General features: G+C 68.8%; 18 protein-coding genes. 8 read left to right on the forward strand and 10 right to left on the reverse strand.

Annotated features, from left to right (window positions below; translation table 11 throughout):
• The first annotated feature begins 176 nt into the window (after nt 1-176).
• The gene (locus tag OZ403_RS06205) at nt 177-728 is read left to right on the forward strand and encodes a dihydrofolate reductase family protein (RefSeq protein ID WP_140853224.1); all 552 of its coding nucleotides are present in this window, start codon (nt 177-179) and stop codon (nt 726-728) included.
• Nucleotides 729-800: 72 nt separating this feature from the next.
• Here the strand turns inward: OZ403_RS06205 and OZ403_RS06210 are convergent, their stop codons facing one another.
• The 4 genes from OZ403_RS06210 to radA all read right to left on the reverse strand — a co-directional run bounded on the left by OZ403_RS06210 (nt 801) and on the right by radA (nt 6,755).
• Nucleotides 801-2,978, reverse strand: a complete 2,178-nt coding sequence (locus OZ403_RS06210) for a glycosyl hydrolase family 18 protein (protein ID WP_268783690.1) — start codon at nt 2,976-2,978, stop codon at nt 801-803.
• A gap of 371 nt (nt 2,979-3,349) precedes the next feature.
• Nucleotides 3,350-3,919: an imm11 family protein gene (locus OZ403_RS06215; RefSeq protein ID WP_268783691.1), complete on the reverse strand. Its 570-nt coding sequence runs from the start codon at nt 3,917-3,919 to the stop codon at nt 3,350-3,352.
• 15 nt (nt 3,920-3,934) lie between these two features.
• Nucleotides 3,935-5,275 carry an AHH domain-containing protein gene (locus OZ403_RS06220; protein WP_268783692.1) on the reverse strand — a complete coding sequence of 447 codons (1,341 nt, stop codon included), beginning with the start codon at nt 5,273-5,275 and terminating at the stop codon, nt 3,935-3,937.
• A 112-nt stretch (nt 5,276-5,387) separates the two neighbouring features.
• Nucleotides 5,388-6,755 (reverse strand): DNA repair protein RadA, encoded by a 1,368-nt coding sequence (radA, locus tag OZ403_RS06225; protein WP_140853226.1) that lies wholly within the window; start codon nt 6,753-6,755, stop codon nt 5,388-5,390.
• A gap of 183 nt (nt 6,756-6,938) precedes the next feature.
• On the opposite strand from radA, the gene OZ403_RS06230 reads away from it, so the two are divergent.
• From OZ403_RS06230 to OZ403_RS06255, 6 genes are all read left to right on the forward strand, one after another.
• On the forward strand, nt 6,939-7,208 hold the full coding sequence (locus OZ403_RS06230) for a GlsB/YeaQ/YmgE family stress response membrane protein (protein ID WP_020478235.1): 270 nt from the start codon (nt 6,939-6,941) through the stop codon (nt 7,206-7,208).
• 140 nt (nt 7,209-7,348) lie between these two features.
• Complete coding sequence (bioB, locus tag OZ403_RS06235; RefSeq protein WP_140873508.1) at nt 7,349-8,389, forward strand: biotin synthase BioB; 1,041 nt, start codon at nt 7,349-7,351, stop codon at nt 8,387-8,389.
• Between the two features lie 7 nt (nt 8,390-8,396).
• Complete coding sequence (bioF, locus tag OZ403_RS06240; protein WP_268783693.1) at nt 8,397-9,572, forward strand: 8-amino-7-oxononanoate synthase; 1,176 nt, start codon at nt 8,397-8,399, stop codon at nt 9,570-9,572.
• Nucleotides 9,565-10,248 carry a dethiobiotin synthase gene (gene bioD / locus OZ403_RS06245; protein WP_268783694.1) on the forward strand — a complete coding sequence of 228 codons (684 nt, stop codon included), beginning with the start codon at nt 9,565-9,567 and terminating at the stop codon, nt 10,246-10,248. Before bioF ends, bioD begins: the two co-directional genes overlap by 8 nt.
• 132 nt (nt 10,249-10,380) lie before the next feature.
• Nucleotides 10,381-10,659: a hypothetical protein gene (locus OZ403_RS06250; protein WP_140788190.1), complete on the forward strand. Its 279-nt coding sequence runs from the start codon at nt 10,381-10,383 to the stop codon at nt 10,657-10,659.
• Nucleotides 10,656-11,822: a pyridoxal phosphate-dependent aminotransferase gene (locus tag OZ403_RS06255; RefSeq protein WP_268783695.1), complete on the forward strand. Its 1,167-nt coding sequence runs from the start codon at nt 10,656-10,658 to the stop codon at nt 11,820-11,822. The genes OZ403_RS06250 and OZ403_RS06255 overlap by 4 nt, the downstream gene beginning before the upstream one ends.
• Nucleotides 11,823-11,834: 12 nt before the next feature.
• On the opposite strand, the gene OZ403_RS06260 is transcribed toward OZ403_RS06255, so the two are convergent.
• The 3 genes from OZ403_RS06260 to OZ403_RS06270 form a co-directional block, all read right to left on the reverse strand.
• On the reverse strand, nt 11,835-13,265 hold the full coding sequence (locus OZ403_RS06260) for an ABC transporter substrate-binding protein (RefSeq protein ID WP_140788195.1): 1,431 nt from the start codon (nt 13,263-13,265) through the stop codon (nt 11,835-11,837).
• Nucleotides 13,265-14,083, reverse strand: coding sequence for a hypothetical protein (locus OZ403_RS06265; protein WP_140788197.1), 819 nt, complete (start codon nt 14,081-14,083; stop codon nt 13,265-13,267). The genes OZ403_RS06260 and OZ403_RS06265 overlap by 1 nt, the downstream gene beginning before the upstream one ends.
• Nucleotides 14,084-14,228: 145 nt before the next feature.
• The gene (locus OZ403_RS06270) at nt 14,229-16,022 is read right to left on the reverse strand and encodes a phosphoenolpyruvate carboxykinase (GTP) (RefSeq protein WP_140797456.1); all 1,794 of its coding nucleotides are present in this window, start codon (nt 16,020-16,022) and stop codon (nt 14,229-14,231) included.
• Nucleotides 16,023-16,232: 210 nt separating this feature from the next.
• Between OZ403_RS06270 and OZ403_RS06275 the strand changes: the two genes are divergently transcribed.
• A complete protein-coding gene (locus OZ403_RS06275; protein WP_140788201.1) occupies nt 16,233-18,089 on the forward strand; it encodes an SLC13 family permease in 1,857 nt (618 codons plus the stop codon).
• Between the two features lie 4 nt (nt 18,090-18,093).
• Here the strand turns inward: OZ403_RS06275 and OZ403_RS06280 are convergent, their stop codons facing one another.
• From OZ403_RS06280 to OZ403_RS06290, 3 genes are read right to left on the reverse strand one after another with little or no spacing between them, the layout of a single operon-like run.
• Nucleotides 18,094-18,717: a tRNA-(ms[2]io[6]A)-hydroxylase gene (locus tag OZ403_RS06280; RefSeq protein WP_268783696.1), complete on the reverse strand. Its 624-nt coding sequence runs from the start codon at nt 18,715-18,717 to the stop codon at nt 18,094-18,096.
• 28 nt (nt 18,718-18,745) lie between these two features.
• On the reverse strand, nt 18,746-19,582 hold the full coding sequence (locus tag OZ403_RS06285) for a GNAT family N-acetyltransferase (protein WP_268783697.1): 837 nt from the start codon (nt 19,580-19,582) through the stop codon (nt 18,746-18,748).
• Nucleotides 19,583-19,622: 40 nt separating this feature from the next.
• Nucleotides 19,623-20,276: an AgmX/PglI C-terminal domain-containing protein gene (locus OZ403_RS06290; RefSeq protein ID WP_140797457.1), complete on the reverse strand. Its 654-nt coding sequence runs from the start codon at nt 20,274-20,276 to the stop codon at nt 19,623-19,625.
• Between the last annotated feature and the right edge of the window lie 26 nt (nt 20,277-20,302).

The following is a 20,302-nucleotide window of genomic DNA, read 5'->3' on the forward strand; positions in this document are numbered from 1 at the left end:
CCCATGACCTTCGCTCGCTAACCCAGGCTTCCGTGATTGCCCTTGCCGCTCCGGCCGATGTGCCGTGGCGTTGACGTGGGCTGCTTTCCGGATGCGTGGGTCCCCGCTGTGTTTCCCAGTCGTCTTCCTGAACCTGAATGACCGGCGCCTTTGCGCGCGCGGCATGGAGAACACGTATGCGAAAGCTCAAGTACCACGTTGCCACCAGCGTCGACGGTTTCATCGCCCACGAGGACGATACGTACGGCGCCTTCATGCAGGACCGCCTCGTCAAGGACAGCGAGCACGTCGCGGACTACGTCGCGTCGCTGGCGACCTATGCGACGGTGCTCATGGGGCGGCGCACCTATGACGGCGGCCTCAAGGTGGGGGTGACGGACCCCTATCCGAACATGGACACCTACGTCTTCAGTCGCACGATGAAGGAGAGCCCGAATCCGCGCGTGAAGCTGGTGTCGGACGACGCGGTGGGCGAGGTCCGGCGTCTGAAAGCTCAGGAGGGCGGTGACATCTACCTGAGCGGTGGTGGCGCGTTCGCCGGCTTGCTGCTCGCCGAGGGACTGGTCGACGAGGTACTGCTCAAGATGAACCCGCTGATACTCGGCTCGGGCATCCTGCTGGCGTCCTCGCTGAAGCAGGTGGTGGACCTGGACCTGAAGTCCACCAAGGTCTACGCCAACGGCGTCGTGCTGCTGCGCTACGCCGTGATGCCCCGGCCGCGGGCCTAGCTCGCGGTACCTCGCGAGGGAGCGTGTCCGTGTGTCCTGGGCGCGCTCCCTCCGTGGGCCTGTCTCCCGCGACTACTGGAGGAAGGCGCCCTTCACCGCGTCGAGCAGCGGGTTGGCGCCCGTGGTGGGGTTGGTGCAGCCCTGGTTGAGGGTCCAGATGATGGTGCCGCCGAAGTCGTTGTCGCGGGCGTAGGCGCCCTTGGCGGCGATGGCCTCCGGGCTGTCATAGGAAATCCACCGCACGGTGCCGTCCTCCACGGGCGTGTTGAAGGTGACGTAGCTGGCCGCCGCCACCGCGTCCCAGCGGTACGTGCCCGACGCGGAGAGCTGCTGAATCTTCTTGTACGTGAAGGAGTTGTCGCTGCCGACGTAGTCAGACCAGTGGGTGAAGTTCTGGTAGGGGCCGGTGATGTTGCGCCACGCCATTCCGTAGAAGGGAATGCCCATGCCCAGCTTCGCCTTGGGGATGCCCGCGCGAGCCCAGCCCTGGAGGCTGGAGGACACGGACGTCGGCCGGTTGCCGGACTCGCCGTAGAGCGCGGACGTGTACCAGGACTGCCAGCCGTCCCACGGGCCAATCATCTCGTAGGACATGATGTTGAGCTGGTCCAGATACGGCGCCAGGTTGGCGAACCACGGGTCCGCGTCACTGGCGAAGTTGCTGTTGATCCACCCGATGGGGAACGTGAGCAGCATGTTCGGCCGCGCCGCGCGGAGCTCCTTCACCAGCGCGAGCAGGTTCGGCTTGTCGGCCGCTTCCACCGGTTCCCAGTCGATGTCGAGCCCGTCGTAGCCGAAGGTGTCCATGGCGTTGAGCAGGTTTTGCACGAACTTCGCCCGGTTCGCGTTGGAGGCCGCGGCCACCCAGCCCGCGTGCTCGCCCGCGCCGCCCACCATGATGATGGCCTTGCGTCCGGCGGCGTGGGCTCGCTGCGCGAGCGTCTTCGCGATTTGCGGCCCGTTGTTGTTGTCGAAGGCCGCGTTCAGCGAGCCATCCGGCTTGGGCGTCACGCGGCCGACGATGATGTGCGTCAGCGCGCTGAAGTCCACCTTCTCGGGCGGGTACAGGTCGGCGTTCCAGCCGGTGTAATAGCCGGACACCCACTTGCCACTCCCGGGCTGCGTCGCCGCCACGGTGACGGTGGCCGTTGCCTTCTTCGTGGTGTCCGCCTGACTGGTGGCGATGACGTGGTAGGTGCCCGTCGTCCGCGGCGCGGTGTACTGGCCGCTGTGGGTGATGGTGCCTCCCGCGCTGCCCTGCTGGATGGACCACGTCACCGCGGTGTTTGTGCTGCCCGTCACCGTGGCGCTGAAGGTCCGCGAGGCTCCCGGGGCCAGTGATGCGCTGGTGGGCGTCACCGAGATGGCGACCTGCGGCTGCGGCGGCTTCACGGTGGCGGAGACGGGCGTGGAGCGGAGGCCTTCGCCGCCCGCGCTGACCGCCGACACCGCGTACCAGTACGTGGCGCCCGCGGTGACGCTGGTGTCGCGGTACGTGGTGTTCGTCAGCGGCGTCGTGGTGCGCTTCGTGTACGTGCCCGTCTGGGAGGTGGCGCGATAGACGTGATAGCCGGTGGCGCCGCTGACGCTGTTCCACGTCAGGGACACGTCCGTCGCGGAGGCCACCGCCTTGAGGCCGCTCGGAGCGGACAGCGTGGCCGTGCCCAGGCGGACGCTGTCGAAGGTCATCACTGGAAGGTTGCGGCCCGCGCCCTCCTGGATGGCGATGCCGTCCATCGTGACGTTGGCGACGTTGAGCGCCGTGAGGGGCACGCGGCAGCGAGTCCATGCGCCGGCCTTGATGGTGCCGCCGTCACAGTAGCGGTTGATGGACACGGTGGGCCGCGCCTGGTTGCCGACGGTGGCGTAGGCGGTGAGCGCGGGGTTGGACGTGGCGCCGCCGTGGACCTGGAACTCCAAGAACTCGAGCCCGCTGGTGGAGACGCCGGGGTGGTGGAAGTAGAGGCCCGTCCAGGGGCCGAACGTCGCGGAGACGGCGCGCGAGCCGGAGGCCACGGGCGAGGTCGCCGCGAGGTTGTGTGTTGCCCAGGACCAGTCCACCCAGCCTGGGCCCAGCGCGTCTTCGTACAGCGTGGTCGAGCCATCATCCACGGCTTCTGCCTGGACGGGCCGCGCGCTGTCATCTGGCGCGGAAGCCTCGGGTGGAAGGCCGTCCGCGATGGACTCATTGCCACACGCGCTGAGCTGTATGCCCACTGCCAACATGAACCACGTGAGTTGCCTTTTCATGTCGCTCCAGTGGCCAGGGCGCGAGAGCTGGCATGGGACGGTCGCCACGGCTTATGTGGCGGGAGCGCCCGGCGCCCTCTCGCGGTGCGCCCACCGGGAGTGGCGGGCGTTCAGAGACCTGGCTGTCGAGGCGCAGAGACACCGCGTGTGGGCATCGGCTTTCAAGCCATGGGGTAAGCCGTTTCAGCACTTCGCCCGTCGCTCAGGCCAAGGAGCAGCCAGCGAGCCATGCGTCTGATTCACGAGGAGGCTGAGCCTGTCTGCACCTTGAGAGGACGGTTTCCCGACGTACTGTTTGGGAAGTCTGCCGGGAGCGGGCGCAGGAGTGCTGGGGCGCCGTGCCTGCTCGTGAAATCATTCAAGGTACCGGTCTACACCTCGGTGAAGCGTGCTCCCGTGGTCTGCTCCTGCTCAATTGCCGCCTTGAGGTCTTCAGAGACAATCAGGGCGATGTCCCAGCCCCAGGTCCGGAACAGCTTGGCACTGCCGACGAGCCCCGGGTCGATGCGCAGGCCCGCGACGGAGCGGTATTCGCCCACCCGCTTGGGTTGGCCGTGCTCAGGCTTCCAGTAGCGGACTTCTCTACTCGCGGTCGGGTCGATGCACCGAACGAGCTTCGTCGCTACGAGGATGAGGTACTGATCCGGCTGGCCGTCCACATCCACAGGGAGGAACTGCACGTCATCGGGTGCTAGTTCAGAGAGGCGGGTTGCCACCTTGACGTGGACGATGGGGGTGGCGCCGATCCCAGCGGTCGAGAAGTCCAATGGCCTGCCAAGCGCGGTAATGGGGACTTTCATGCGGCCCTGGATGGAGACGGGCCTTCCCGCGGTGAACTCGCAAGAGTCCGCGTCTTCATGAGTCGCGGCACGTCGGGGCTCACCCAGATACCAGTGCCCTGGCTGGACGTCTTCGGACAGCGCGAAGTAGCGAAGTGCCATGGCGGAGTCTTACCGTTACTTGCTCCGGGTCACGAGCCTGTTGAGCTCCGTTCCCTGCGTGATGGCTTCCTCCGCCATTTCGTTGAGTGCCGCGGTCAGTGCCTTCCGACAGGCCTCCACGGTGCGGCATGCTCGGGTTGCATCACGGAGTCTCGCGAAGACCAACGCATGATACTCCTGTGGGTGAGGCCCGCGATGTCCCTGAACGGGCACGATGTTCTCCGGGTCCTTCAACTCCATCCCTGCCTTCTTGAAGAACTCCTCGAACCTCGGCGTCCAGGGTCCACCGCGTGCCGTGGAAACGCTGTTCTTGTTCGTGGCGAGATGGTGCTGGTGAGTCCAGCGGTTTGAAGGCTCCCGCGTCGACATGGTCACGGCATTGGGGACCAATGCCACGGTGAAGCCCTCGGCGGTCATCGCCACTGAGCCCACGTTGCCAATTGACGTGAATCGAAGCCCTGCCTGGGATTCGATGGCGAGGGCTGCCTGCGCGGAGTTGGGCAGTCCCGAAGACTTTGCCGCAAGCCCCGCCGTACTTCCAATGGCGGCAGTGGCCAGCATGACGAAGACCCGGGCTGCATTCACTCCAAGGACTTCTCCGTAGGCCTCGCCAGCTTCGCTGAGTTGCTCGAACGTAGTGGCTTGGTCCACCGTTCGGACCAGTGACACCCATCCGTCAAGCAACCGCCACACCATGTCGACTCCCAGGTAGGCAATGGCGGTCGCGGTGATGAGCGCAGCGACTCCCTTGCTCGTGGGTTCCGGCAGCGCCCAGAGGAGCAGATACATGCTCACCGAAGCCGTCACCGTTGCCATCACGGCCTGCGGGTCCGTCATGTCCTCCAACGCTTCGGCAGTCTCCTCCCACACCGAGTCCATGGCGATGGCCATGGCCAACGTGTACTTGCCGTCGCTCGCAAGGAGCGGCCCTTCGTCGAGGAGGCGCAGGCAATCTCGAGACTGGCCCTTGCTGTGACACCACTGGCCGTACGCTCGCGTGAGTTCGTCGTCCGCGTACGACTTCAGAAACCGAGGCCCCTGAACGCTCTCGTCTTGGGGGATGAGTCGCTGGCTGCGGCCCTCGTACCAGTACACGCCGCTCCGCCGCGGTACGCCCATCCGGAGTCGTGCGTGATTCAGTGGCTGTCGGGAGGGCCGCACGTCCCAAGCGAGTCTCGCCAGCGCTTCTTGAAACGCACCAGCCCCTACTTTTGCGTCTCGCAGATTGGCATCTGCCGCATCCGGAGGCGTGACGAGGATGGGGGCCTCATCGCCGATGTCGAGACGCACGCGGCGGGATGCCGAACAGCTCACGGCGAAGAGCAGGAGTGGCAGTAGCGCCCATCGAAGCAGCATTGGTAGCCCCCGGGATGGGCATCCCGCCATTCAGCGGTGCCCGCTCCCAGGTTATCCGCTGCCGCCGACGCCGTGCCCGGGTTGACTCACGCCCGCGCGCGGCACGTGCTGCTCAGTCGAACATCGCGACGAGCGCGTCGCCAAGCGTCTCCACGCCGACGATTTTCATCTTCGGGCCCGCATCCTCCAGGCGCCGCGCGCTGCCAGCGGGCATCACCACGCGTTGGAAGCCCATCTTCGCGGCCTCCGCCAGCCGGGGCTCCACCTGTCCCACCGCACGCACTTCTCCCGCGAGGCCCACTTCGCCCAGCACCAGCGTCTTCGGATCCAGCGGACGATTCTGGAGACTGCTCACCAGCGCCGCGCACACCGCCAGGTCACACGCTGGCTCCGTGAGCTGCATGCCGCCCGCCACGTTGACGAACAAGTCACAGCCCACCAGCGGAATCTCTTCCTTCTTTTCCAGCACCGCCGCCAGCAGCGCCACGCGGTTGCTGTCCACGCCAATCGCCGTGCGCCGCGCGGTGCCGTAGCCCGTGGGCGCCACCAGCGCTTGCACCTCCACCAGCAGCGGGCGCGTGCCGTTCAGCGTGCTCGTCACCACGCTGCCGGACTTGCCCACCGGCCGCTCCGACAGGAAGAGGGCGGACGGGTCGGACACCTCCACCAGCCCCGCGCCCTTCATCTCGAAGACGCCAATCTCGTTCGTGGAGCCGAAGCGGTTCTTGTGCGCGCGCAGGATTCGGAACGGGTGGCCCCGCTCGCCCTCGAAGTAGAGGACCGTGTCCACCATGTGCTCCAGCACACGCGGGCCCGCGATGGAGCCTTCCTTCGTCACGTGGCCCACCAGGAACGTGGGCACCCCCGTACGCTTCGCGTAGGCCATCAGCCGGCCCGCGACCTCGCGCACCTGGGTGATGCTGCCGGGCGCGTTGCCCAACTCCGGCAGGTACATGGTCTGGATGGAGTCCACCACCAACGCCTGGGGCTTCAACGCCTCCGTCGCCGTCAGCACCCGCTCCGCGTCCGTCTCCGCGAACAGGTGGATGGCATCGCCCTCCACCCGGAGCCGCTCGGCGCGCATCTTCGTCTGTCGCAGGCTCTCTTCACCGGAGACGTAGAGCACCGGTCCGTGCCGCGCCAGCCTGTCCAACGCCGCCAGCAGCAGCGTGGACTTGCCAATGCCCGGGTCGCCACCCAACAGCACGATGGAGCCACTCACCACGCCGCCGCCCAGCACGCGGTCGAATTCGGCGATGCCCGTGCGCCGGCGCGTCTCCGTCTCGCCGCTCACTTCCTTGAGCAACATGGGCCGCGCCGCGCCGCCCGAGGCACCCCAGGCCGGACGTCGCTCATCCGCCTTCGGGTCCGTCTCCTCCAGCAGGGAACTCCACGCGCCACAGTCCGGACACTTCCCGAGCCACTTCGCCGTTTTGTATCCACACGCCTGACAGGTGTAGTGCGTCTTCGCCTTCGCCATGGGTTGGGTGAATAGCGCGGAACCCTGACGTTTTTGCGGCCTTACAGGCAGGCACGACCGCAGAGCAGGCAGGCACCATGTCAAGCCCCCCCGTGCCAAGTTGTACGAACGGGAGGGGCAACCCAGGTTTGCTCCCAGGTGGGCGTCGCACCCTGCGTCGCTAAACAAGCAAGGGAGGTAGTCATGGGGATTATCGCGTTTCTGGTCATTGGCCTTCTCGCGGGTCTGATTGCCCGCGCGCTCATGCCGGGCAACCAGTCGATGGGGCTCCTCGCCACCACGCTGTTGGGTATCGCCGGCTCCTTCGTGGGCGGTTTCGTCGCTTCGCTCTTCCGCAGTGATGGCCGCGTCTTCGACCTGCACCCGACGGGACTCCTGTTCTCCGTCCTGGGCGCACTCCTGGTGTTGTTCCTGGTGGGCCTGGCAGGCAGGGGTCGCCGCGTCCACGTCTAGTGCCGCGCGTCAGCTGACGCGCTGAGCCCCTCCCGAGGGGAGATGGGCCCTGGAAAGTCGTCAACCTGCCTGCTCGAGGGCGTTGACAACTTTCCGGGGTCCACGCACGTTCGGGCCCTCATCCGTCCGTAGAGGAGCCCATGCCCGATACCGCCACTGTCTCCAGCGAGAGCGAGTTCTCCGGTCACGCCCACGTCGCCGCGCCACCACCGGCGGGCGTGGACGTGCGCCATGACTGGTCGCTGTCCGAGGTGAGGGCCCTCTACGAGCTCCCCCTGCTGGACCTGGTGCACAAGGCCCAGACGGTCCACCGGGCCGTGTTCGTGGACAACAAGGTCCAGCTCTGTTCACTGCTGTCCATCAAGACGGGCGGCTGCCCGGAGGACTGCTCGTACTGCCCGCAGGCGGCTCGCTACAAGACGGGCGTCAAGGCGGAGAAGTTGATGGCGGTGCCGGACGTGCTGGATGCCGCGTCCAAGGCCCGCTCCGCCGGAGCCACCCGTTTCTGCATGGGCGCCGCGTGGCGTGAGGTGAAGGACGGTCCGCAGTTCGACAGCGTGCTGGAGATGGTGCGCGGCGTGCGTGCGCTGGGCATGGAGGCGTGCGCCACCCTGGGCATGCTCTCCGAGAGCCAGGCGAAGCGCCTGCGCGAGGCCGGCCTGTCCGCGTACAACCACAACCTGGACACGTCACCCGAGCACTACGGCGACATCATCTCCACCCGCACCTATGAAGATCGCCTGCGCACGCTCAACCGCGTGCGCGACGCGGGCATCTCCGTGTGCTGCGGCGGCATCATTGGCATGGGCGAGTCGGTGGATGACCGCTGCAACCTGCTGCGTACCCTGGCCAACCAGGAGCACCACCCGGAGTCGGTGCCCATCAACGCGCTGGTGGCCGTGGAGGGTACGCCGCTGCAGGAGCAGCAGCGCGTGGAGACGGTGGACATGGTGCGCACCATCGCCACCGCGCGCATCCTGATGCCCCAGTCCATGGTGCGCCTGTCCGCGGGCCGGCAGCAGATGAACGAAGAGGCGCAGCTCTTGTGCATGATGGCGGGCGCCAACTCGCTCTTCTTCGGCGAGAAGCTGCTCACCACCGGCAACCCCGAGTACACCCAGGACATGGCCCTGCTGGAGAAGGCGGGAATCCGCCCCCTGGAGCCGCGTCAGGAAGGCTGAGCCCATCGTGAGTGATGAAGGCGTCGCGGCGGCGTGGGCCCGGGAGGACCTGGAGGCCCTGTCCGAGCGCGGCCTGCGCCGGTACCTGGAGCCCCTGGATTCGCCCCAGGGGCCCGTGGTGCGCGTGGGGGGCGAGACGCTCGTCAACTTCTCGTCCAATGACTACCTGGGGCTGGCCGCGTCGCCCACCGTGCGTGCCGCGGCGCTGGCCGCCGTGGAGCGTTACGGCGTGGGCACCGGTGCCAGCCGGTTGGTGGTGGGCGACACCGCCGCGCATCACCGGTTGGAGACGCGGCTGGCCGCCTTCGAGCGCGCCGAGGCCGTGCGCCTGTTCAACAGCGGCTACGCCGCCAACACCGGCATCATCCCCGCGCTGGTGGGGCCCGAGGACGCCGTCTTCTCTGATTCCCTCAACCACGCCTCGCTCGTGGATGGCTGCCGGCTGTCACGCGCCCGCGTCTGCGTCTATCCACACGCGGACGTGGAGGCGTTGGAGCGCGCCCTGGCGGAGACGTCCGCGCGCCGCAAGCTGGTGGTGACGGACACTGTCTTCTCCATGGACGGAGACGTGGCCCCGCTGCGCGACATCGTCGCCGCGTGCCGGGCCCACGGCGCCGCGCTGATGGTGGACGAAGCGCATGCCACCGGCGTGCTGGGCGCACGCGGCGCGGGCCTCTGCGATGAGCTGGGGTTGGAAACCGAGGTGGACCTGCGCATGGGCACGCTGAGCAAGGCGCTGGGCGTCATGGGCGCGTACGTGGCGACCTCGCGCGAGGTGGCGGACCTGCTGGTATCCCGCGCGCGGCCCTTCGTCTTCTCCACCGCGCTGCCCGCGCACCTGTGCGCCGCCTCCGAGGCCGCCGTGGACGCCGTGGAGGGCGACCCGGACCTGCGCGAGCGGCTGTGGCGCAACATCCGTCGCTTCGCGGACGGCCTGCGCGGCTTGGGCGTGCGCGCCGAGCCTCGCAGCGCCGTGTTTCCCATCATCCTCGGCGAGCCCGAGCGGGCGCTGGACGCCGCGCGCCGACTGCGCGAGGCGGGCGTGCTGGTGAAGGCCATCCGCCCGCCCACCGTCCCCGAGGGCACCAGCCGCCTGCGCTTCTGCCTGTCCGCTTCCCACACCGTGGGCCACGTGGACCTGGCGCTGGAGGCGCTGCGCACCGTGGGAGTCCGCCGTGGCTGAGCGTGGCAAGCCGTTCCAGATTTTCGTGACGGGCACGGACACCGGCGTGGGGAAGACGCAGGCGTCGTGCGCGCTCCTGTCGCTGCTGGCGGACGTGGGGCTGCGGCCCCAGGGCTTCAAGCCCTATGAGAGCGGCTGTGCGTCCCTTCGCGCGCCCGCGGACGCGCTCGCCCTGCGCGCGGCGGCGGGCAGCTCGCTGAGCGTGGATGAAGTGTGTCCTCACCGCTTCCGCCTGCCCGTGGCGCCCGGCGTGGCCGCCAGCCGCCTGGGACGCGAGCCCGACTGGGACGTCACGCTGGCCGCGTGGCGGAGGCTGCGTGGGGGCAACGCCGTGGTGGAGGGGGCAGGGGGCCTGTTCGTGCCGCTGGACTCGAAGCACGACGTCATCGACCTCATCGCCACCTTGCGCCTTCCGGTGCTGCTGGTTGCGCGGGCGGGCCTGGGCACGCTCAACCACACCGCGCTGTCGCTCCAGGCGCTGGCCGCACGCCGCATTCCCGTGCGGGCCGTGCTGCTGTCGCGCGGGACGTCCGCGAAGGATGTTTCGGAGCGCGACAACCGGCGGCTCCTGGAGGCGCGGCACGGCGTCCCGGTGCTGGGACCGGTGCCCTATCTTCCCGACGCGCGGCGCCGCCATGCCGCGTTCCGCCGCGCGCTGCGGCCGCTGATTCCCTGAACGCGCGGAGGCCGGAAAATCGGCCTCCGGCGCGTTTGCGTTCCAGGGCCAGTGCTACAGGGCGCGCAAGTTTTCGGGACATGCGGCCGTGAAATGGACGTGCCGTTTTTTCCGCGCGAGAACGCCTCACGAATGGCGGACATCATCGATCTCACGTTCCTCGCGGACGTCCGGCGGCTCTACAAGAAGCTCATTGACCAGAGGGGGCTTTCTTACTTCCTGCAAAAGGAAGGGCCTCGGCTCTTTCACATCGAGCCCTCCAAGGTGGAGCTCGTGCTCCGGACCGCTCTGCGCACGCGCGACCCTCAACTTCCCCGGCCTCACGACAAGGCCATCGAGCACTGCCGCAAGGAAGTTCGCCGCGACCTGATTCGTCGCGTCGCGAACGCCATGCTGCAAACGGGCCTGTGAGCCGCTTCTCCGCGCGGACGGACTTCGCACGGACAGCCAACCCGCTGGCACTGGCGCTCGAAAGGCACCGCGCCAGCGGCCGTCTCCTCCTGGACCTCACGGAATCCAACCCCACGCGTGTGGGGTTTCCCCTGCCGGACGCGGCGCTCCTGGCCCCCGAGGACGCCTTCACCTACGAACCCGAGTCCCTGGGGCTCGCCTCCGCGCGACAAGCGCTGGTGGCGGACTTCGCGGCGCGAGGCGCCCAGGTCTCCGAGGCGCACCTGGTGCTGACCTCCAGCACCAGTGAAGCCTACGGGTGGCTCTTCAAGCTCCTGTGCGAGCCAGGGGACAACGTTCTCGTCCCGGCCCCCTGCTACCCCCTGTTCGAGCACCTCGCGCGCCTGGAGGGCGTCCAGACGCGTTCCTACGCGCTGCCACGCGCGCATGGCTTCGGCCTGGACGCGGGGGAGGTGGCGGAGGCGTGCGACGCGCGCACCCGCGCGGTGCTGGTGGTGAACCCCGGCAACCCCACCGGCCACTTCCTGCACGAAGGCGAGCTGGAGGCGCTGGCGGACGTGTGCGCGCGCCGCCAGCTGGCGCTCGTCTGCGACGAAGTCTTCGCTCCCTTCGCCTGGGACGCGGCGCCCGGGCGCGTGGTCACCGTGGCGGGGCGCGCGCTGCCGATGCTCACCTTCGCCCTCTCCGGCCTCTCCAAGTCCGTGGGGCTGCCCGGACTCAAGCTGGCGTGGACGCACGTGGGCGGGCCCGCGGCGCTCCGTGACGAGGCGCTGGCCCGGTTGGACTGGGTGGGGGACACGTACCTGCCCGTGGGCACGCCCGTGCAGCGGGCCCTGCCTGCGCTCCTGGCCCATACGCCGCGCTTCCAGGCGGCGGTGTTGGAGCGGGTGAGAGGCAACCGCCAGCGCCTGCTCGCGGCTCGGCCTCGCGACGCCAGCTGGGACGTGGTGCCGGCGGAGGGCGGGTGGAGCGCGGTGGTGCGGATTCCGAGGGCGCCCGGCGAGGAGGCCACCTGCCTGGCCCTGCTGGACGCAGGCGTGCGGGTGCAGCCGGGCTACTTCTACGACTTCGGCGGCGGCGCCTTCCTCGTGCTGTCGCTGCTGCCCCAGCCCGAGGATTTCGCCGCCGCCGTCGAGGTGCTCGCGCGGACGTTGGGGCCCTGAGGCCCCTTCACGTCACTCCGTGGGCGGGGCGATGAGCTGCACCGTCACGAACTCGCCGGCCTCCACGCGGAACAGCTCGTACTCGGACGGCGCCTCGCCGTCGGAGTTGAAGTCGAGGTTGCCGCTGGCGCCCGTCACGTTGATGACCGTTCCGTTGCGGATGGCCGCGCGAGCCCCCGCGAAGCCGTCCGTGCCCAGGTTGAACGCCGGGGCGGAGGTGCCCTCGGGCGGCGTCACCAGCGCCAGGCCATCCGCCATGCGCGCGCCGGTGATGGCCAGCGGGGTGTTGACGTCGGGGCCCGCGGCATACGCGGCGCCGAGCGCCACCAGGTACATGGCGTCATACGCGTGCGCGGTGAAGGAGTACTGGCCCGGGTCCGTCTGGTTGTTGGCGGAGCGGAAGCGCTGCGCGAACAACTGGTAGACGAGGTCCGGACGGGCCTGCGCGGGCGACGTGCCGTAGGCGCCATCCACGAGGCCCGTGTTGGCGCCCAGCGCGGTGAAGAGGCCCCGGTCCTTGCCAGCGTCGGTGAAGAACCACCGCTGGGTGTTCCGGCCCGCGGTGGCCGTCTGGTTGATGATGCGCGCGTTGTCCTCGGAGAAGCCGATGAGGACCTCGACATCCGGCTGGTCGGTGGTGATGTGCCGCACCACGCTGGTGATGTCGGTGCCGTTGCGGCTGTACTGGGCGGACGTCACGGTCCGCTGGGTGGAGTCGATGCGGCCCAGCGTCACGCCGAAGAGGCCCTGCCCGTAGGCATCGTTCACGTAGCTGATGCCGACCTTGGAGACGCTGTCGTAGAGCGGGGCTCCGTTCACGAGGATGTCGCCCTGGAGCAGGTCGCCGATGATGCGCCCCTGCAGCGCGTCAGACGGCGCTGTCCGCCACACCAGGCCCGCGTTGGTGCCAATCTTGTCGTTGATGGCGGCGATGTCCGGGCTGGTGCCGCTGTACGTAATCATCAGCACGCCGTTGGTAACGGTGTGCGTGGCGACGGCGAGCGCCTGGGCGCTGCTGGAGGCGAAGACCATCGGCACCTGGCGCTCGCGAATCAGCCACTGTGCCTGCTCGGCGGCGCGGTTCGGTTCCGAGCGCGTGTCGCAGATGTGGAGGACGAAGGGCCGGCCGTTGACGCCCTCACGCTGGTTGATTTCGTCGAGCGCCAGCTTGATGGCGTTGAGCGCCTGGACCTCGGACTCGTCCGGGCCGTCGGAGGTGCTCAGCGGCACCGCGGCGCCCAGGGGAATGGCATTGGCCGCGGAGGCCGGGCCGTAGACCTCTCCACAGCCCTCTGGCTGCGGCAGGCAGTAGCCAGCAGTGCACACCTGCGCGGTTTCACAGTCCGAGGACGTCTCGCACTCGGTCAGTCCACTGGCGGTGGTGAAGCTGCACCCGGCCATCAGCAGGGTGCTTCCCGTCATCATCAATCGCAGCGCGCGCATCAGAAGCTCACCGCCATTCCTGCTCCGGCGCCCTTGGGCGCCATCGTGACTCGCACCTCACCCGCAGCCGGGGGGCCCTCCTTCGGGTAGAGGACGATGGCGGTGATGACACCGGCCAGTCCCACGCCGAAGCCGACGTCCGCCAGCAGCGCCCGGCTGCGCGTCTTGTCGGCGAACTCCTCCTTGGTCTCCACCCTGGTGGCGCCGTCGAACTGCTCACGCGCGTCGCGCGCCTGCATGCCGAAGAGCACGCCCGCCACCACGCCCGCCGCGCCCACGCCGGCCGCGGCGAAGGCGCCAATGCGCTGGCGCTTGTACGACGTCAGCGCGCGCTGCAGCTCGGCCTCCTGCTGGCGCCGGCTCTCATCCTCGGCGCGGCGGGCCGCGAGCTGCTCTTCTTCCGCCTGCCGGCGCGCGGCGTCCGCTTCGTCCTGGAGCCGCTGACGCTCGGCGTTGGACGCGGCCGCGGTCTGGTCTTCCTTCTCGATGAGCACCCGCAGCCGGTCGATGCTGCGCGCGCTGCGCTTGAGCAGCGTCGGGTCCGTGCCGTCGGTGGCGCCGACGTACTGCTGGTACCAGGTCACCGCCTCACGCAGCTCTCCCGCGTTCTCCAGGGAGATGGCGATGTTGTAGATGAGCCGCGGATGGGGCTGGGCTTCATGCGCCTTCTTCAGCGCATCCGCCGCCTCGCGGTACTTGCCTGCCTGGTACAGCCGCTCGCCGTCCTTGATGAGGGCCGCTGCATTTTTCCCGCGTTGTGCAAACGCCACCGGTGGCGCCAGCGCGAGAATCACCGACAACACGAAAACCAGTCTCATGACCTGAGAGCCTAGCGCGGAGCTCCGGGAAGGTCGAAGAGCTGACTTTTACTTCCTGTGAAAAATGGAGAGGCCGCCTCCCGCGCTCGGTGCGAGCGAGAGGCGGCCCCGGGGGTATTTCAGGCTGCTACAGGCCGGCGGGGACTCAGTGGTCCAGGCGCGCCATCAGCAGCTTGCGCTGGAGCATCAGCGCGTCCGGCGCCTTGGTGCCGAGCTGCTCGAAGAAGACCTCCTGGCTCTTCAGCTCGGCCTTCCATTCGTCCTCCTTGATGGACGTGACTTCCGTCACCACGTCGGCGGCCAGGTCCAGGCCCTTGAGGTTGAGGCCCTGGTCGGCGCGGGGCACCCAGCCCAGCAGCGTCTCCTGGGTGGGGACGCGGCCGTGGACGCGGTTCACGATCCACTCCAGCACGCGCATGTTCTCGCCGAAGCCCGGCCACATGAACTTGCCGTTCTTGTCCTGGCGGAACCAGTTGACCTGGAAGATCTTCGGCAGCTGGGCGATGTGCTTCTGCATGTCCAGCCAGTGCTGGAGGTAGTCACCCATGTGGTAGCCGCAGAAGGGCAGCATGGCCATGGGGTCGCGGCGCACGACGCCGACCTTGCCGGTGGCCGCGGCCGTCGTCTCGCTGCCCATGGTGGCGCCCAGGAACACGCCGTGGGTCCAGTTGAAGGCCTGGAGCACCAGCGGGACGGTGTTGGAGCGGCGGCCGCCGAAGATGAGCGCGGAGATGGGCACGCCCGTCGGGTCGTTGGCCTTGGGGCTCAGCGCCGGGTTGTTGGACATGGGCGCGGTGAAGCGGCTGTTGGGGTGCGCCGCCTTCTCCGTGCTGCCCTTCTTCCAGGGGCGGCCCTGCCAGTCGGTGAGCTCGTCGGGGACCTCGCCGTCCTTGCCCTCCCACCACACGTCGCCGTCCGCCGTCAGCGCCACGTTGGTGAAGATGGTGTCCTTGGAGATGGACTCCATCGCGTTGGGGTTCGTCTTGTAGTTGGTGCCGGGCACCACGCCGAAGTAACCGGCCTCCGGGTTGATGGCGTACAGGCGGCCATCCTTGCCGGGGTGCATCCACGCGATGTCGTCGCCGACCGTCTCGATCTTCCAGCCCTTGTACTCGGCGGGCGGAATCATCATCGCGAAGTTCGTCTTGCCACACGCGGACGGGAAGGCGGCGGCCACGTACGTGGTCTCACCCTTGGGGCTGGTGACGCCCAGGATGAGCATGTGCTCGGCCATCCAGCCTTCCTCGCGGCCCAGGTAGCTGCCGATGCGCAGCGCGAGGCACTTCTTGCCCAGCAGCACGTTGCCGCCGTAGCCGGAGCCGAAGCTCCAGATGGTGTTGTCCTGGGGGAAGTGGCAGATGTAGCGGCGATCGGGGTCCACGTCGCCGGTGCTGTGCAGGCCGCGGTTGAAGTCGTCGCTGTCACCCAGCATGTCCAGCGCCTGCTTCCCCATGCGCGCCATGATGCGCATGTTCAGCACGACGTAGATGCTGTCGGTCAGCTCCACGCCCAGCTTGGTGAAGGGGCTGCCGATGGGGCCCATGGCGTAGGGCACCACGTACATGGTGCGGCCCTTCATGCACCCGCTGAACAGGTTGCCCAGCTTGGTGTAGGCCGCCTCGGGCTCCATCCAGTTGTTCGTCGGGCCGGCGTCCGTCTTGTTCGGCGTACAGATGAACGTGAGGTGCTCCACGCGCGCCACGTCGTTCGGGTTGGAGCGGTGGAGGTAGCTGTTGGGGCGCTTCTCCGGGTTCAGCGGGATGAGGATGCCCTCCTTCACCGCCTGGTCCGTCAGCCGCTTCTTCTCCGCCTCGGACCCGTCACACCAGACGATGCTGTCCGGCTGGGTCATCTCGGCCATCTTGGCCACCCAGGCGAGGAGCGTGGGGTTTTTCGTGGGGGCCTGCTGGCCCTCCGCCGCAACTTGCGTCGAAGCCATGGATTCGTCCTTGTGGTTCAAGTCTGGAGACAGGCCCCAAACGTTCTGGAAGGGGGGCATAAATGCAACCCGCGACCGGTCACCCACCTTGGTACCGAACAGGCCGCTCCTAATTCCACTTATCAGCGGCCGGTCATCCAGAAGTAAACGGCGCACTGCGCCACGACACTCGCCATATCAGCGCAGCGAATACAGGTTGGGGCGGGCCTTATGACCATCGCCATCGTCCTGGGTGTTGTCGTCGTCGCGCTGGTGCTGTTCTCGTTCGACACGCTTCCCATCGAGGTCAGCTCGCTCGTGGTGGTGTGCCTGCTGGCGCTCACCGGCGTGCTCACGCCCGTGCAGGCGTTCGAGGGGTTCAGCAACGACACTGTCATCTTCATCTTCACGCTGCTCGCGATGACGCAGGGGCTCGCATCGACGGGCGTGGTTCAGTTGGTGGGCCAACGGTTGGCCTTCTTCGCCCGCTTCGGCCACCAGACGTTCGTCATGGCGATGATGGTGGTGGTGGCTGCCTTCTCCTCTGTCATCTCCAACACGGTGACGACGGCGGCCTTCCTGCCGGTGGCCATTGGTGCGGCCCAGCGCGCCAAGGTGCCCAAGAGCAAGGTGCTGTTGCCGCTGGCGTACGCCTCCATGCTGGGCGGCATGGTGTTCCTCTACGGCACCTCCACCAACCTGGTGATGTCCGCCGCGATGCAGCGGCAGGGCATGCCGGGCATCGGCGTGACGGAGCTGGCGCCGGTGGGGCTGCCGCTGGCCATTGTCGGCATCCTCGGGGTGGTGCTGCTGGCGCCGTGGCTGCTGCCGGCCCGCGAGGGGCGCGGCGCCATGGAGGATTGGACGCTGCGCGACTACCTCACGGAGGCGGTGCTGCCGCCGGACTCGCGCTACGTGGGCAAGGAGCTGGGGGACATCTCGGAGGGGCTGGGACTGCGCGTCATCGGCATCATCCGCGACGGCGAGGCCCTGTCCGCGGTGCCCGGCTACCGGCTGCGCGGCGACGAGCGGCTGCTCATCGAAGGCAACCGCGAGACGATTCTGCGGGTGAAGGACCTGCGCGGCATCCAAATCCGCCCGGACGTGCGGCTGTCCGACGAGGAGCTGCACGACAAGGACTCGCTCCTCATCGAGGCCAGCGTGCCACCCGACAGCCCGCTGGTGGGGCGGAGCCTGAAGGAGACGCTCTTCGTGGAGCGCTACGGCCTGGTGGCGCTGGCCCTGCACCGCAAGCCCGCCATCCAGCGCATCACCAAGCTCCAACTGCTGGGCCGCACCTTCGGGGAACGCTCGCTGTCCATGCTGCCGCTGTCGGTGGGGGACGTGCTGCTGCTGCGCGGCGCGCGCGACCGGGTGGATGAGCTGGCGCGGGGTGGCAACCTGACGGTGCTCAGTGGCCACGAATACCAGCCCCCGCGCTACGGCAAGGCGCTGCTGGCGGTGGTGCTGTTCCTGGGCGCGCTGGCGGCGGGCTCGCTGAACGTGGTGCCACTGTCGGTGGCGGGCCTCACCGGCATGTTGCTGATGATTGCCACTGGCTGCGTGGATCCGCGCACCGCGTTCCGCGTGGACTGGCGCGTGGTGCTGCTCATCGGCTCCATGATGGCGCTGGGGCTGGCCATGGAGGTGAGCGGCGCGGGCGCGTTCGTGGGAGATAGGGTGGCGGCGCTGGGCGCGTATGGTGGCCCGCGCATGGTGATGGTGTTGCTGATGGTGCTGACCATCGTCCTGTCCGCGCCGATGAGCAACCAGGCCGCGGCGCTGGTGGTGCTGCCAGTGGCCATCAACGCCGCGCAGCAGCTCGGCGTGGACGCGCGGCCCTTCGCCATGGCGGTGACGCTGGCGGCCAGCTGTTCGTTCATCACTCCGCTGGAGCCCAGCTGCGTGCTCGTGTACGGGCCGGGGCACTACCGCTTCACGGACTTCTTCCGCCTGGGCACGCCGCTCACCGCGGTGCTCGTCGTCCTGCTCACGGTGGCCGTGCCCTGGGTGTGGCCGCTGGAGAAGGGCTCCTCTCCGGCGCCGCCTCGTCCGGCCGTGGGCCTGCGGGCGCCCATGGGGCCGTGACGGCTCAGTGGATGGTGGCGCGCAGCCCCACGTCGGTGATGACCTGGGCCTCGCGCTCCAGCATCCACTCCAGCCGCGCCTTCACGCTGGCTTCGTTGCCTTCGGACGCGGTGACGGCCAGCCGGTAGAAGAGGGACTGATGACCGTCCTCTGACTGGGCCAGCTCGCCGTAGAAGCGCGCCAGGGCCGGGTCGGTGAGGCCTTCGGCCAGCAGGGACAGTCGCTCGCAGGAGCGGGCTTCGATGACGGCGGCCACCAGCAACCGGTCCATGCGGCGCTCGGCGGCGGGCGTGCGAATCAACTTCTGCAGGCCCTGGGCGTAGGGGTCTCCCGCGTCCTTGGTCAGCGTGAGGCCACGCGCCGCCATCAAGTCCAACACGCGGGCCAGGTGAGCGCTCTCCTCGCGCGCCAGCCGCGCCATCTGCGAGGGCAGCCCCGGCAGGTCCGGGTAGGCCTGGAGCATGGACAGCGCGTTGGCGGCGGCCTTCTTCTCGCAGTGGGCATGGTCCACCAGCACCTCGTCGAACCGCTCGAGCGCCAGGGGCAGCCAGCGCGGGTCGGTGGCGGCGTGAAGAATGACGGGGCCCTCTCCAGAGAGGGGACGGCGGGAAGGCGTGGGACGGCTCATGCGGGCGCGGACTGTACGCGGCCGGTCGCTAGTCCACCAGGACGAGCCGCCACGGCCGGCCGGCCAGGTAGCCGACCCTGCGGGCGATGCGGGCGGTGCTCTCGTCCCGCTCGTCGATGCGCAGGGTCAGCCGCGGCAGCGAGGACAGCAGGTGGCGGGAAATCTGGCCCAGGCACAGCAGGGCGTGGCCCTTCTTGCGCTCGGCGGGCAGCGTGTAGAGGCCCTCCAGCTCCGCGCCGTACTGGGAGCGGCTGCCGATATCCACCTTGAACACCAGCGCGCCATTCTCCTCCAACACGTAGGTGCGGCGCTGGCGCACGCGCTGGATGACGCGGGCCTCGTAGCCTCGCGGGTCCTCGGCCAATGGGTCTCGCTCGTGCACCTCGCGCACGTAGCCCTGAGCCAGCGGCAGCAGCCGGGGCAGGTCCTCTTCCTTCGCCAGCCGCAAGAGCGGGTTGGTGAAGGGGCCCAGGTCATCCGCCGACACGCTGAACAGCCGCTGCGTGCGCGACAGGCGTGGCTTGCCGGGGGCCAGGCTGCGCAGCAGCGCGTCCACCGACGACTTGTCGCCCACGGTGGAGCGCAGCGTCAGGCGCGAGGACAGCGCGTCCGCGATGACGCTGGTGGCGCCCGCGTCGCTCGCGCTGGGCACCACCAGCCCGCCGTCGCCGCCCACGAACACGGCGGCGGTGAGGACCTGGCTGTCGAAGCGACCGTAGAAGGCGAAGGGCACCCTGCCACGGGGGGCGATGCCGAACTCCTCCAGCAACCCCAGCAGGTAGAGGTTGTGGACCGGGTCCTTCGACAGCAGCCCCCGAAGGGCTTCCGCGTCCTGGGGACCAAGCTGTTCGACGGTAACGGGCATGAAGGGTCGGGGGCTCCGGCACCTTACGCAAAACCGGGCCCTACCGGCCAGTCTCCCCAGGGACACGGAACTCGAAGGGGTAGACGACCGTCGCCTTTCCTCCGCCGTAGGGCGCCGGGAAGCGGACGTCCAGCAGCGAGTCCAGCGCGCACGCCTGCACGAAGGGGTCGGGGATGGTGCTGGACACCAGCTCGCCCGCGCTCATCACCCCGCCTTCGTTGCCCGCCTCCACGGTGAAGCGCAGTTTCACTGTCTGCGGACCCCGGTTGCGTTGTGCCGCGTCCTCGAAACATTGCTGTACGAGCGGAGTCACCGCCTGGATGGCGGCGCGGATGTCCTCGGCGTGGATGCGGCCGGTGGTGGATTCGACCACCGGCTCCACCTCCACCACGCGGCGCGGGTCCCCCGAGGCCGCGGGCGGCGCGGGCACGTCGGTCCGCGAGGACGGAAAGCCGGGCGGAGGCTGCACCGGTGGGGGTGTGACGCTGGGCGGCGACAGGCCGGGCGTGGGGGCGATGCGTGTGCCAGGCGGCTGCGGGGCGGGCAGCTCTTCGGCGGGGGGCGGCCCGACGGGCAGCGGCTCGTCGTGGACGGGGCGCGTCAGCCAATAGGAGAGGGCGGCGCTCAGGATGAGCACGCCCAGGCTCACACCGGGAATGACGAGCCAACGGATGAGGGACGACCGGTCGGACATGGACGCCTGGAGGATATGCCTCCAGG

It is taken from the genome of Myxococcus sp. NMCA1 (assembly GCF_026810205.1).
Classification (GTDB): domain Bacteria; phylum Myxococcota; class Myxococcia; order Myxococcales; family Myxococcaceae; genus Myxococcus; species Myxococcus xanthus_A.